The sequence below is a fragment of the Streptomyces sp. NPDC048417 genome (assembly GCF_040651615.1).
In the GTDB taxonomy this organism is placed as follows: domain Bacteria; phylum Actinomycetota; class Actinomycetes; order Streptomycetales; family Streptomycetaceae; genus Streptomyces.
Window position 1 is genome coordinate 91,329 of sequence record NZ_JBEZKI010000037.1, and the last position, 12,923, is coordinate 104,251.

Below are 12,923 nucleotides of genomic sequence, written 5' to 3' on the forward strand. Positions count from 1 at the left end.
GAGCGGACCGGCGACGACCGGGTCGGGACGAACCAGGTGCATGACCTCGTGCAGACCCCCTAGGCGTACCGACTAGTCGGTACTACCCTCTGGCCACGCTCCCGGAGCCGGGTCGCCGCGCACCCTCGTCGCACCGACGCAAACACCCTGTTCCGGGTATCCCTGGGAGGAGCCGTATGTCCGCCGCCACGACACCGTCCGACGCCGACAGACCCGCGCCCGATGTGCCCTCCGCGGACGCCCGCGGCCCGCTGGCCCGGCTGTACCGCCGCGAACTTGCGGACTACCCGCCCACCGGTCGCCGTATGGGGTATCTCGCGATCGTGGTCGTCACCACTGTCGTCCTGTACTACATGCTGTACATCCAGTACGCGGTGGCGACGTCGATCATCACGCACTTCGGTATGACGTACCGCTACTTCATCTGGGTCTCGGTGATCGGCAACGCGGTCGGGGCCTTCGCCTCGCTCGTGGCGGGTCTGGCGGACCGCTGGGGCCGGGCGAATCTGGTGGTCTATGGGCTGCTGATCGCCGCGTTGCTGGTCTGCTTCGGACTGCCGAACGCGGCGAACAAGACCACCTATCTGGTGCTCTTCGCGCTCGTCAGCTTCATCGAGGGCATTGTGCTGGTCGCCACCCCCGCGCTGATCAGGGACTTCTCCCCACAGCTCGGCCGGGCCACCGCTATGGGGTATTGGACGATGGGCCCGGTCATCGGCTCCCTGGTGGTCACCACCGTCACCAGCAACACCCTCGACAGCGCCACCTGGCAGGACGAACTGCGCTATTCGGCGATCGCAGGGCTCGTCGTCTTCATCGTCGCGATCTTCGCGTTGCGCGAGCTGTCCCCGGCGCTGCGCGACCAGATCATGGTGACGCTGCGGGACCGGGCGCTGGTCGAGGCGCGCGCCAAGGGGCTGGACACCGAGGCGGTACGCCGCGGCGAGTGGCGGCAGATGGTGCGACTGGACGTGCTGGGCTCGGCCTTCGCCATCGCCGTGTTCCTGCTGCTGTACTACGCGGCGGTCGGCAACTTCGTCGTCTACTTCTCGACCGTCTTCGGCTACAGCGAGCAGCGCACCAACGCGCTGGCCAACTGGTACTGGGCGGCGAACGCCATCGCTCTGGTCCTGGTCGGCCTGCTCTCGGACCGGCTGAAGGTACGCAAGCCCTTCATGATCGTCGGGGCGGTCGGCTCCGTCGTGGTGACCTCGATCTTCGCCACCCGCGCCACCCACCTGACGACCGGTTACTACTCCTTCGCCTGGCTGTTCATCGGCATCGGCGTCTTCAGCGGCATCGCCTACGCACCCTGGATGGCGAGCTTCACCGAGACGGTGGAGAAGCACAACCCGGCGGCGACCGCGGCGGGCCTGGCAGTGTGGGGCTGGACGGTGCGCATCGTGGTCGCCGTCTCCGCGGCCTTCATCCCGGTACTGGTCACCTCCGTGACCCCGCTCGTGGAGCACGGCGCCGAGGTCAAGGTCGCCTCGGCGCAGGCGGCGCCCGCGCTGGCCATCGTCAACGCGCACCCGGATCTCTTCGCCGAGCTGAACAAGTACACCCCGGCCACCGTGCCGCCCGCGTTGGGCGCCCGCGCCGCCAAGGAGGTCGGCCCGGAGAACCTCGCCGTCGTGCAGAAGGCGGCGCCGCAGCTGAAACTGCTGCAGGAGTACGGCGCCAAGGTCCAGAAGGCGTCGAAGGACGGGCCCGGCGAATGGCGCACCTGGTGGTGGATCTGCGTCGGCGGCCAGGTGCTCTTCCTGCCCTTCGTCTTCGTGATGGCGGGTCGATGGAGCCCGAAGAAGGCGCGTATGGACGCTGAGGCGCACCAAGTCGCCGTCAACCGCGAGTTGGCCGCCCTCGCCGCCGCCAAGGAGTGACCGGACCCGTTCCCGGCCGACCGGCCGGGAACGGGTCGGCCCGATGTCCTTTCCGGTCCGGGGGACGTGGCGTGGCGTGACATGGCGTGGCATGCCGCTCGGATCGCCCGGGAAGAGGTGGCCCAGCCGGCGGCCACGCTTCGGCGTGCCTGTCGGCAGTCACCGCTCTCCGGCCGGCAGGAATCGGGCTCAGGGGTTTACGGGGGCCAGTCGATCGATGACAGCCTCCGGGTACTGCTGGACGGTCAGTTCTCCAGGAACCCGGCTCCATCAGACCACGAGCGCATCAGAGCCTCCACCGGCCCCGAAGCAGTTCAGCCGTCTCCGGTACCCGGCGAAGAGCGCTGGATTGTCCCTTCCGTCGAGATGTGGGCGGCGTCCGAGCCGAAGTCCTCCTCCGACACGCTGGAGACGAGGTCGACTGCCTCGCCGCCCGGCTCCGGCGTGCCGGGCTCCACGATCTGGGTCGGGCGCAGTCGCCCGGACACGTAGGTGCCGTCGGCGCGGAGGGTGACTTGCAGCACGCCGCTGGTCGAGAGTGTGCCGCCGAGGCCGAGTACGCCGTACCCGGTGAAGTTGCCCAGGCTGTAGGCGATCAGTCTGCCCCTGTAGAACTCCATCCCCCGCATCACGTGCGGGCCGCTGCCCACCACGAGATCGGCTCCGGCGTCGATCACCGCACGGCTGAAGCGGTAGCTGTCGCCCCGGTTCTCGCCGAGGAAATACTCGGTGCCGGGTTCTACATGCGTGCGGTCCGAGCCTTCCGCGCCGGCATGCATCGTGACGATCACGATATCCGCCATCTTCGCGGCGCGGGCGGTGAGTCGCCGTGCGGCGGGGATGTCCGTGAGGTCGTTCGCCCCTCGGTCGGGAGCGAACCCGATCAGTGCGACCCGGATGCCGCGTACCCGCTGGATGGTGATCTGGCCCAGGCGGCCGGTGAAGGGCAGGTTTACGGAGCGCAGCGCAGCGAACGTGTCGCGTCGCCCCTCCGCCCCGAAGTCGTCGACGTGATTGTTCGCCAGGTTCATGGCCGTGAACCCGGCCTTCTTGAGCCAGCGGCTGTAGGACGGCGGGGCGCGGAACGCGAAGCAGTTCGGGCCATCGATGTAGTCGCACTTGCTGGAGCCGCCGGTGGTGAGTGTGCCCTCCAGGTTCCCGAGCACCACGTCGCCGGCGAGCAGGTCGTCGACAGGGTCGAAGAACGAGGCGCCGCCGTCCGGTGGCAGGTCGTCCGGCAGCGAGCCCATCACGATGTCCCCCACGGCAGCGATCCGCACGCTGCCCGTCGGACGCGGCGGCCCCGGTGCACCGGACGCCGTGATCCCGGTCGCCCGTAGGGGGGCCCGGGCGGTTCCGATGGAGGCTGTCCCCTCGGAGCCGGCACGGAACACGAACACCGCAACGGCCACCGCACCGGTCCCGGCAACGCCGAGGGCGAACAGACGGCGGCACAACCTGCGCTGCCGCTCGCGCCGCTGGTGAGGACCCTGCCCGCCGGACGTGATCATCGCCTCATGCTACGAAGCAGACACGCCCTCTTCCCGCAGGACCAGCCACCGGCGTGTTCCCGACACCGTTCCCCTTCCCGTTCGCGAGCGGTCGAAGAGGTCCCGGCCGGTCACGCGGGTTCCTTCTCCTGGATGCCGGGTCCGGGCTCGGGCCGGGCTGTGGCGGGCAGGTCTCGCTGGGAGCGCATGGGGCCGAGGGCGAGGACGAGGCCGCAGGGGGCGAGGACCGCGGTCATGATCCACATGGCGGGCCGCGGGCCGGGTGCGTCGCCGAGGAAGCCGCCGATCAGTGCGCCGACCGGGATGGTGCTGTGGTTGATGACCATCGTGGTGGCTACGACACGGCCGAGGATGCGCGGCGGGCAGTAGGTCTGGCGGAAGGAGGCCAGGACGACGTTGCAGGTGACGATGCCGAATCCGATGACGAAGGTACCCAGAGCGAAGAACGCCAGTCCTGCGCCTGATGTCGTCAGAGGGAGCAGCAGGGCGAAGGGCCCGGTGAGCAGCTGTGTGGCGAGCATGCCCCGTGCGGTACCGAAGCGCCGCCCGACGGTGGGGGCGACGGAGGCTCCGACGATGCCGCCGATGCTGCCGGCGGTCAGGAGCACGCCGACGGTCGCGGTGCTCGCACCGACGGTTCGTACCAGAAAGACGACCTGTACGGCCTGGTAGCCCAGGAGCGCGAAGTTGACCAGAGCGCCGTAGGTGACGATGGGGCGCAGGTAGCGGTCGCTGAACACGAAGCGCAGGCCTTCGGCGATCTGCCGGCCCAGGGGGATCGGTTGGTCGGGCTGTTCCGGCTTCGTTTCCCTGGCCTTGATGCCGGTGAGGCAGAGTGCGGACAGGACGAAGGTGACGGCGTCGAGGAGGAGGCCGGCGACGGCGCCGAAGATCTGGCTGATCAGGCCGGCCAGGCCTTTGCCGACCACGTCGGTGGCGGATTCGCTGGCGCTGATGCGGGCGTTGCCCTCCTGGAGGTCGGCGTCGGTGAGCACGGTCGGCAGGTAGCTGTGCACGGCGGTGCGGACGAAGACGGCCGCGATGCCGCAGATCAGCACGACAGCGAGAAGGTGGGTGAAGGTGAGCGCGTCGAGCCAGGCCGCGACCGGGACGGTGGCGTAGAGGATGGCGGAGAGAACGGCGCACGCGATGAGCAGGGGGCGGCGCCGTATCCGGTCCACCCAGGCTCCGGCGGGCAGGCCGACCAGGAGCCAGGGCAGCCAGACCGCGGCGGTGAGTATGCCCACGGCGGTGGCGCTGCTGTCGAGGGTGATGACGGCGACGAGGGGGACGGCCACCGCGGTGACGCTGTTGCCGATACCGCGTACCGTTTCGCCGATCCACAGAAGCCTGAAGTCACGCTGGCCGAGGACCCCCCACTTTCTGCCTGGTCTGGTGCCGGCGTTGCCGGCGACGTTCTTCGTCTCCACGCTGATCACTTTCTGCTAGAGCGTGCCTCTTTGATGGGTTGGTCAGTTGATCGGATGTATCTGTCCGATTAGTGATCACTACGGTCCAGCCGATGTCGTCGACGGCATCCGCTGCGGCGAGGACGGCGGCGAAGACCTTCTCCCACGTGCCGTCGACGGCCCACCTGATCAGCAGCTAATGGGCCGTCTGGAACGAGCCGAGGTCCTCGGGGAGGTCCCGCCAGGGCGAGTTGGTGCGGTACTTCCACGCGATGGCCTCGAGCGTGCCGCGGTAATCGGCCCAGCGCCGTCCCCGGACCGGAACGGCCGGCATGAGCGGCTCGATCCGGCGTTTTCCCCATTTTTCAGACGTAGGCGGTGGTGTTCGGGGATCCTGTCGAGGTACCTCTGAAAACCACTGTAAGGAGACCCCCAGTGCGCCGCCCGACCCGGAAAGCCTTCGCCGCCCTCATCGCCGCAGCCGGCCTCGCCCTCCCCCTCCTCACCCCCACACCCGCCTCGGCTGCCACCGCCACCAGCCGCTTCGCGAACTACCGCTACGGTGACTGCCTGCGCGAGACCTCCGAAACCGGCCTCAAGGGCGACCGCTGCACCACCGGACGCGGCAGCCTCCTGTGGCAGTGGAACGGCCGCCTCAACACCAGCACCACTCTTAAGAACAACTTCTGGGGCCGCTGCCTCGACAGCAATGACCGGGGCGACGTCTACCCCCTGCGCTGTAACGGCGGCTCATACCAGAAGTGGCGCACCGTCCAGCCCGCCCCCCGCAGCGCCATCATGCTCCAAAGCGTCGGCACGGGCCGCTGCCTCTACCAGCAGGACAACGGCTACTACCGTACTGCCCGCTGCGACCGAGGCGCCCAGAACCAGCGCTTCACCATCGGCTGAACGGATCTCTCGACCGCTTCAAGATGCCGCCGGGCGAGCAGCTCTTCTTTTACGCGAGGCCGGAAGGCGGTCCGTTGGCCGCGGTGGTGATGACCTTGAACGGGGTGTTCTTCCCGTCGCAGATCAGATGGCGTTTACTGCCCGTCTTTGCGCGGTCGACCGGTGACGGGCCGGTCGCCTCGCCCCCCTTTTTTTGCGCGGATGTGGGAGGCATCCACGCAGGCCCGGGTCCAGTCCAGGGCGTCGGCCGCGTGCAACTCGTCGAAGGGGGCACCTCGGGCGGCCATGCTTTCGACGTGGACAGTGGTGCCGCGGAGCCGGGCGATCCGGTCGACGTGTTCGTCCGGGACCGCGGCGGCGAGCGTCTTCACGTAGCCGTCGACGTAGCTGATCATGTCGTCGAGGCCGCCGGGGATCTCGGCTTCGCTGAGCGTGTACTGGTTGAGGTGCGTCTCGTCCGAGGTTTCGCCCCGCTAGGAGGGCAGGATGCTGTAGCAGCCGCCCGGCGAGAGCCGGCGGCCGGACTCCAGGGCGAACTGCATGCTGTCGGCAGGAACGTGTCCACACCGAGGACGGTCACGGGAACGGGCTCGCAGTCGCTGCCGAAGGCGTTCAGCCGACCGGCCCCGTCAACGCGTGCGGCCGTACCGCCGGTTCGAGCAGCGACAACGTCCGCTCCCCTGCATCGAGGGCGGCACGGATACCGACCGGCATCGGCAGATTCGGGCCTGCGTGCCCGACCTCGACGTTGCCCAGGACCGGGATGTCGCGGTCACCGAGAACGTCGAGGACGATCTCGGCCAGGCTCGGAGAGCCATCGGGCGAGTCGAGTCCCTCGATCGCCTCCGGAATGCCCACGACCATGCCGGAGATCCGATCGAGAATCCCGCTGTGCCGCAGTATCTGCAGAAGGCTCCACACGTACGATGCCTGGCCGCCCAGCTCCTCCCAGAACAGCACCGCGCCGTCGAAGCATTCGAGCGGCAACGCGAAAGGCGTCGCCTGCGCCAGCACGATCCGATTGATGACCCCACCGATCAGCGGACCTTCGGCATGTCCGGCACGCCAGCATTCCCACGACGGGCCGGCGGGCAGCGCACCGATCGGCTCCGTGCCGGTCAGCAGCGTCGAGTACAGCCTCCCCAACTCCTCCCGGCGGGCCGCGGACGCTCTCTGCCAGTGCCCGCCGAGACCGGGCGTGGCCAGGTCGGCATGGAACCCGACCAGACCCGTGCGCGCGTAGAGCACCAGGTGCAGCAGTGAGATATCGCTGTAGCCGAGGATCGGCTTGGGATCGGCCCTGATCGCGTCGAAGTCGATCAGGTCGAGGTATCCGAACACCGTCTGGCCACCGTCGTGCGCGACGATCGCGCGCACTTCGGGATCACGCAGCAGACCGTTGAACTCCCTGGCGATCTCGTCCGGCCGCGCCGCGCTCCACCAGCGGCGCCGTCCGGCTTCGAGGAGCGGCGCGAGGCGTACCCGGAATCCCATCCGTTCGATCTCGGCCACCGCCTGTTCGAGATCGGGTGCGTATTGGGTATGGAGCGGCCCGGACAGCGCCGCGACGACGACAAGGTCCCCGGGTATGAGGGCGCGAGGGCGCAGCAGTTGAGACGGTGCAGTACTGGTCACCGAGGCAGTGTTCCGACACCCGTAACAACACGCTACTCATTTACCGATCGGCCACCCAGTGGCCCCTCCTGTGTGGTGCCTGGTCCGCCTCGCCCTCGACGGCGAGTTACCCATGAGGCCCCGGCGGGAGAAACACACCTCACAGTCCCACCGCAAACCCCCAACCGACGTCAAAAACAAAGGCCCTGGTCCACTTCTCGTGGTTGCGTACGGAGCGTGATCGCTGTTCCTCAGTGCGAGACGCGTCTCCCGCCCACCCCTGCTCATTTGCCGCGCCGTCACAGGAAAACGATTGACGCCGCGGTGTCGTTCGTGAACCATTCCGGCCCGTGACGACGAACACCGATCATGACCAGCCTGCCCACGGACCAGGCTCTTCGGCCGACCGCCCGCTCGCCCTGATTACCGGGGTCGGCCGCACCGTCGGTATCGGCGCGGGCATCGCCCGTCGGCTTGCCGCATCGGGCTGGGACATCGCCTTCACCTACTGGACCCCCTACGACGCCCGCATGAGCTGGGGCAGCGAGCCCGGCGCGACTGAAGTGATCAGCCAATCTCTGGCCGAACACGGTGCGTCCACCACCGCGATCGAGGCGGATCTCGCGGACCCGGACACCCCGGCACGCGTCTTCGACGAGGTCGAACAGCAGATGGGCAGTGTCACCGCGCTGGTGATGAGTCACTGCGAGTCCGTCGACTCCGGGCTGCTTGACACCACCGTCGAGAGTTTCGACCGGCACTTCGCCGTCAATGCGCGCGCCTCATGGCTGCTCATTCGCGAATTCGGACGCCGCTTCGCCGCGGAACGGGGAACCGGCCGGATCGTCAGCCTCACCAGTGATCACACCGTCGGCAACCTGCCCTACGGGGCCAGCAAGGGAGCCCTGGACCGCATCACCCTGGCCGCCGCCCACGAACTCGCCCACCTCGGTGTGACCGCCAACGCGATCAACCCCGGGCCGGTCGACACCGGCTGGATGCCTGAGGAAGTCCGGGAGCACTGCCTCCGCAGCACGCCGCTCGGCCGGTTGGGCACTCCGCAGGACACCGCGCACCTCGTGGACTTCCTGTGTTCCAGGGAGGGCGAGTGGATCAACGGTCAACTACTGATGAGCAACGGTGGCCTCGCGTAGACCCAAAGTCCGAGTCTCAAGCGCCACACGCTCGGTCACACCAACTGGACTCGGGGGAAGTTATTGACGGGTGGCCAGGAGGGTGGTTGGCGCTCCTGACCTGCGGTGTGTCCCCGGCCTGATGTCGCCGTCGAGATCTTCCCCCTTCACCTCGCAGGTGAAGCCGGGTGCTCCAACCCCCTCTCATGGCCCGGGATTCGCAACTACATGGTGGCGGGCGGGACGGGCGTGGCCTGGTGGTAGTACATCTGCCACGTCGAAGCCGCACCTTGCTTGCGCCAGAGCGAACTTCGTCGTGCCCGGTTGCCATCCAACGTGGTCTCGTAGGTGAGATGCACCAGACCGGGAGACAGCAGGACGCCGGTAAAATGTGACGGTTCGTAGCGCGGTCCGCTCTCAGTAGCACCGTCCAGCTCGGGCAGCTCAGCGATCATCTCCTCATAGGTCCACCGCCGCCCCGAAGCGCCGACCTCTACGAAGTCCGGGTCCAGGAGCTGCTGGGCAAGCGAGCGTGTGGCACGCACGCTGGGGTCCATCAGACGCAGCTCGCCTGCAATCGCTTCACGTACCTCGTCTGTCTCTCGGCTCATGCAGACATCCTCGTCCAGGCGACCGAGCCCTTCGCAACCGGGTTACTACCGCCGAGCACAACCTCGCCTCCAGGCTGACTGCGGCCGCCTGTCGAGACGACCCCCTCAGCGACCAGGAAGTCGGCCCGCTTTGCCGGCCCGAACTTGACGATCTTCTTGATCTCCCGGGGTTCCGGGAGGCTGAAGGTTCCCGGTCGGCCTCCCTTGTACTTCAAGTAGAGCGATTCGAAGCCGTCGGCGTAGAAGCCGTGGATCACGTCCCGGACCCGGTCCGCGCTGGCGAACGTCACTCGGCGATCTTCGCCACGGCCATGCCCCGCGCGGACAACAGCGCCATCTGTGCCCGCCGCCAGGTCACCACCGGCCCCGTGCCACGGCGGACACTCCGCAGCAGGCGCTGCCCCTCGTCGCCATCGAGCTCGCGAACGCGTTCCCGCTCCGACGCCCGTACAAGATCTCGTTCAGTGCGCGGTCATGCGGCCCTTTGCTCCTCTGAATCGTCGAGATTGCTCTCCGTCTCTTCCCCATCGCGCCGCGCCTCGTACTCGTATTCGTAGTCGAGATAGGAGTGCACTACAGATGTATGCCCGACAGACGGAGGTGCAGGTACCAGATGACGCAGTCCTGTTGATCCCGCAGGAATCGCACGAGAAGGCACCAGGCTCGACGGGACTGGGCAGGGGCTCTGAGAAATCGGTCCAGCAGCAGGTCACCGAGACCTCAACCAGCGAGCAGTGCGGCCTCGTGCCGGCCTGGAAGGCGACGAAGTCCCGAGGCAGCGTCAAGTCCTTGGCTGGCGAGGTCAGTGGTCACGGTCTGCACGACGGGCGCCTCCTTCGATGCCATCGGGACCCGGCGGAGCGGAGACGGCCTCGGCCGTGGGGCCGTGACGGCGGGTGGTTACGGCGATGGCGGCGAGCAGCGCGAGTACGACGGCGGTGAACCAGTTCGTCGCACTGGTCAGGCTCATGGAGCGGCTGGCGACGCCGAGGCCGACAGGCAGCAGGGCCAGGCCGAGGTAGGAGGCGAGGAACACTCCGGCGAGGGCCTCGCCGCGCCCGGCCGGGGCGGCCGTAGCGGCCACATGCCCGATGGCGGACTTGAACAGCACTCCCGCTCCGGCCCCGGCGATGATCCCCGCGAACAGAAACACGGGCAGGCTGGCGAGGTGCACACCGAGCGCCAGGACGGCCATGCCCACGGCCTGGGCGAGCAGCCCGGCGTACCAACGCGTGCGGGCGCCTAGTCGGCCGGTGCCCGTCTGGGCCGCCGCGGCGGCCGCGAACACCGCGAACACGATCAGTCCGGTCAGTGCCCGGGACGGGTGGTGCAGGGTCCCGCCGACGAAGCCGGGGACCACCGAGGTGAACAGGCCGAACACTGCCATGGAGGTGAATCCGGCCGCGCCGACCACGAGATATCCAGGCACTCCGTGAGTGGCTCCGACCCGCTGGGGGCGGTAGGCCGGCCTGGCGGCGGGCCGACGGACGGTCTCGGGGGTCAGCGCGATGGCGACCGCGCCCGTCAGCAGCAGAACGGCGAAGACCGTGTACGGCACCCGCAGCGGCGCTCCCAGGTACTGGGCGAGGACGCCCGAGGAGACGGTGCCCAGGCCGAGCCCACCGATGTTGGCGACGGTCGACACGATCTCGAACCGTCGCATCGAGGAACCGGGCCGGTGGGCGCTGTGCAGTTCCTGCAGATACGCGGTGGCGGTCGCCGTCAGCATGCCGACGCCGAGGCCGGTGACCAGCCGGGCGACGATCAGCACCGGCAGCGACGGCGTAGCCAGGAACAACGCGGCGGCGAGCAGTTCTAGTGCCAGCGCCGACGTCATGACCTTCTTGCGGCCCAGCCAGTCCGAAATGTGTCCGGCGAGCAGCAGGCTGGTCAGCACGCCGAGGGCGTAGACGGCGAACACGACCGTGACCGTGAACGTGGAGAACCCGTCGTGCGCCTGGTACAGCGGGTACAGCGGAGTGGGAACGGTGGAGAAGGCCATGGCCGTCACGAACACCGCCGCGACCATCCAGAACCCGGCACCGTACCGGCCGGTAGCAAGCAGCTGCTCACCGGCTCGGCTCTTCCGAACCGATATGCGGTCCGAACGCAGACCCGTGGCCGACGTAAGCGACATCGGAAGCCCTCCGATCCTTGTCGTTGGTTTCCGTCGACGGTCGGACCGCACGGGCCCTGCATTCACCGCCTGTGATTACCAACGGAGGAGCCGAGTCGTTGTTTCCCATTCGCCGGAGATGGTCCAAGATAATGGTTATCCGCAGGAGAGATGACAAGGTCGGCGGCCGTGAATCTTCGTCGGGTGGAGGTCGTCGGCTTGCTCGCCGAATAGGGCGCGTTCAGCTGCAGCCTGACCTCTTTGCGCTGCTCACGGGGCTATGCGGCGGGACAGGTCTGTGCTTGCCATTCGGACCGGGGTCCGTCGACGCTGATCCGAACGGCGGGTGGGCGGGTTCTGGGTCGTCTGTCTCCTTTCTGCTGTGGCTCAGAGTGCGCGGTGCATGATGTGGAGCCCGACGTAGCCCTTCGAGGGATGTCGGAAGCCTTCCGGCAACGTGCCCAGCACCTCGAAGCCGATGGACCGATACAGTTTCACCGCATGCACGTTCGTCTCGGCCACCGCGTTGAACTGCATCGCCCGGAAGCCGGCCGCGCGCGCCCACTCCACCGTGTACTCACACAGTGCCCGGCCCACGCCCTGCCCGGAGTGCGCTGGGTCGACCATGTAGCTGGCGCTCGCGATGTGCGAGCTGTTGCCCATGTGGTTGTTGTTCATCTTTGCCGTGCCGAGGACCGTTCCGGCGTCGTCGACGGCGACGACCGTGCGGTTCGGGGCCGGCAGGAGCCACCAGTCGCGGCCCTGCTCCTCGCTGAGATCGATCGGATAGGTGAAGGTCTCACCAGCGGCAACGATCTTGTGGAAGAAGGGCCAAATGACAGGCCAGTCCTCGGTGTTGGCTTCCCTGATCAGCATGCGGACAGGATGTCGGCGCGAGCCACGGTACCGCCAATGCTTTTCGCGCCCCGGGCCGCATCACGTTTTCGTAGGTCACGAGGTCATGGAGCTGGGTGCTGATCGGGTATGCCGTTCGGTTGAGCGTCGACGGACGCCCAATCGAACGACGGTCGGATGGATTGTCAGGCGGCTGCGGCGCGGGGAGTTGAGGCCGCCTCGGTACAGCGGTTGCGTCGTGTGAGGCGACGGGTCATGAGGGTGATGAAGGCCCACTGGACGTGGGCTTCGGCATGGGCCATGAGGCGCTCGTAGTCCCGCGCGTTGCGGCGGGGCCCGCATCGTCCATGAATTCGACCGTTCAACCCCCCAGCGCTTGGACAACAGGACGAAGCCCTTGGCGCAAGTCAGCAGGACGCGGGCCGCGTCCCGGTCCTGGACGTCGGCCGGTGTGACAAGCAGGTCGACGAGCAGGCCGTCCCGATCAACCAGGAGATGCCACTTCCGGCCGTTGATGTGTTTGTCCGCTTCAACGCCCACCGCCATGTGCGGCCTGCGTTCGAACCCGCCACATCACCACCCGGTCCGCTGATGTCCTGGTGGCTGCTTCCCTACAGCTTCTCGATGCCGGCCCGGTACGAACCCCGCAAGTGGACTCGACATCAAGCAAGTCCCCCGACGCTGCTGCCCTGGAGTACGCCATGGACGCAGTCCTCGAAGTCCTCCCCCACTTGATACTGGAGGGCCTGCGCCAGACGCCGATCCCGCTCTCCCTACCGCTCGCCTTCTAGTGCCGCGGCAGGCAACGTTTGCCCGTCAAGGAGCGGCGTCCGGTGCGTGCTCTCGGTGTGCCGGCCGGAAGTCGTCGTACTGGATGTACTT

Annotated in this window: 11 protein-coding genes and 2 pseudogenes; 4 read left to right on the forward strand and 9 right to left on the reverse strand. The window is 67.9% G+C overall.

The window, feature by feature from the left end; all coding sequences use genetic code 11:
• The first annotated feature begins 176 nt into the window (after positions 1–176).
• Complete coding sequence (locus AB0D59_RS42480) at positions 177–1,883, forward strand: MFS transporter (protein WP_362576636.1); 1,707 nt, start codon at positions 177–179, stop codon at positions 1,881–1,883.
• Positions 1,884–2,197: 314 nt separating this feature from the next.
• Here AB0D59_RS42480 and AB0D59_RS42485 read toward each other — a convergent pair whose 3' ends face one another.
• The 3 genes from AB0D59_RS42485 to AB0D59_RS42495 form a co-directional block, all read right to left on the reverse strand.
• Complete coding sequence (locus tag AB0D59_RS42485) at positions 2,198–3,148, reverse strand: CapA family protein (protein ID WP_362576637.1); 951 nt, start codon at positions 3,146–3,148, stop codon at positions 2,198–2,200.
• Positions 3,149–3,504: 356 nt separating this feature from the next.
• The gene (locus AB0D59_RS42490) at positions 3,505–4,824 is read right to left on the reverse strand and encodes an MFS transporter (protein WP_362576638.1); all 1,320 of its coding nucleotides are present in this window, start codon (positions 4,822–4,824) and stop codon (positions 3,505–3,507) included.
• A gap of 175 nt (positions 4,825–4,999) precedes the next feature.
• Positions 5,000–5,239 carry a transposase gene (locus tag AB0D59_RS42495; protein ID WP_362576648.1) on the reverse strand — a complete coding sequence of 80 codons (240 nt, stop codon included), beginning with the start codon at positions 5,237–5,239 and terminating at the stop codon, positions 5,000–5,002.
• Here AB0D59_RS42495 and AB0D59_RS42500 point away from each other — a divergent pair.
• On the forward strand, positions 5,239–5,712 hold the full coding sequence (locus tag AB0D59_RS42500) for a hypothetical protein (RefSeq protein ID WP_362576639.1): 474 nt from the start codon (positions 5,239–5,241) through the stop codon (positions 5,710–5,712). The two genes, AB0D59_RS42495 and AB0D59_RS42500, sit on opposite strands and share 1 nt — an antisense overlap.
• A gap of 115 nt (positions 5,713–5,827) precedes the next feature.
• Here the strand turns inward: AB0D59_RS42500 and AB0D59_RS42505 are convergent.
• Both AB0D59_RS42505 and AB0D59_RS42510 read right to left on the reverse strand, forming a co-directional pair.
• Positions 5,828–5,951: pseudogene (locus tag AB0D59_RS42505) on the reverse strand (IS5/IS1182 family transposase); the annotation flags it as partial.
• A 373-nt stretch (positions 5,952–6,324) separates the two neighbouring features.
• Positions 6,325–7,347: a S66 peptidase family protein gene (locus tag AB0D59_RS42510; RefSeq protein WP_362576640.1), complete on the reverse strand. Its 1,023-nt coding sequence runs from the start codon at positions 7,345–7,347 to the stop codon at positions 6,325–6,327.
• Between the two features lie 329 nt (positions 7,348–7,676).
• On the opposite strand from AB0D59_RS42510, the gene AB0D59_RS42515 reads away from it, so the two are divergent.
• Positions 7,677–8,480: an SDR family oxidoreductase gene (locus AB0D59_RS42515; protein WP_362576641.1), complete on the forward strand. Its 804-nt coding sequence runs from the start codon at positions 7,677–7,679 to the stop codon at positions 8,478–8,480.
• A 203-nt stretch (positions 8,481–8,683) separates the two neighbouring features.
• On the opposite strand, the gene AB0D59_RS42520 is transcribed toward AB0D59_RS42515, so the two are convergent.
• The 4 genes and pseudogenes from AB0D59_RS42520 to AB0D59_RS42535 all read right to left on the reverse strand — a co-directional run bounded on the left by AB0D59_RS42520 (position 8,684) and on the right by AB0D59_RS42535 (position 12,062).
• Positions 8,684–9,070: a nuclear transport factor 2 family protein gene (locus AB0D59_RS42520; protein ID WP_362576642.1), complete on the reverse strand. Its 387-nt coding sequence runs from the start codon at positions 9,068–9,070 to the stop codon at positions 8,684–8,686.
• A 143-nt stretch (positions 9,071–9,213) separates the two neighbouring features.
• Positions 9,214–9,464, reverse strand: a pseudogene (locus AB0D59_RS42525) (helix-turn-helix domain-containing protein); the annotation flags it as partial.
• A gap of 408 nt (positions 9,465–9,872) precedes the next feature.
• Positions 9,873–11,099 carry an MFS transporter gene (locus AB0D59_RS42530; protein ID WP_362576643.1) on the reverse strand — a complete coding sequence of 409 codons (1,227 nt, stop codon included), beginning with the start codon at positions 11,097–11,099 and terminating at the stop codon, positions 9,873–9,875.
• 474 nt (positions 11,100–11,573) lie between these two features.
• Complete coding sequence (locus AB0D59_RS42535; protein WP_362576644.1) at positions 11,574–12,062, reverse strand: GNAT family N-acetyltransferase; 489 nt, start codon at positions 12,060–12,062, stop codon at positions 11,574–11,576.
• A 629-nt stretch (positions 12,063–12,691) separates the two neighbouring features.
• On the opposite strand from AB0D59_RS42535, the gene AB0D59_RS42540 reads away from it, so the two are divergent.
• Positions 12,692–12,832 (forward strand): hypothetical protein, encoded by a 141-nt coding sequence (locus tag AB0D59_RS42540; RefSeq protein WP_362576645.1) that lies wholly within the window; start codon positions 12,692–12,694, stop codon positions 12,830–12,832.
• Positions 12,833–12,923 lie beyond the last annotated feature (91 nt).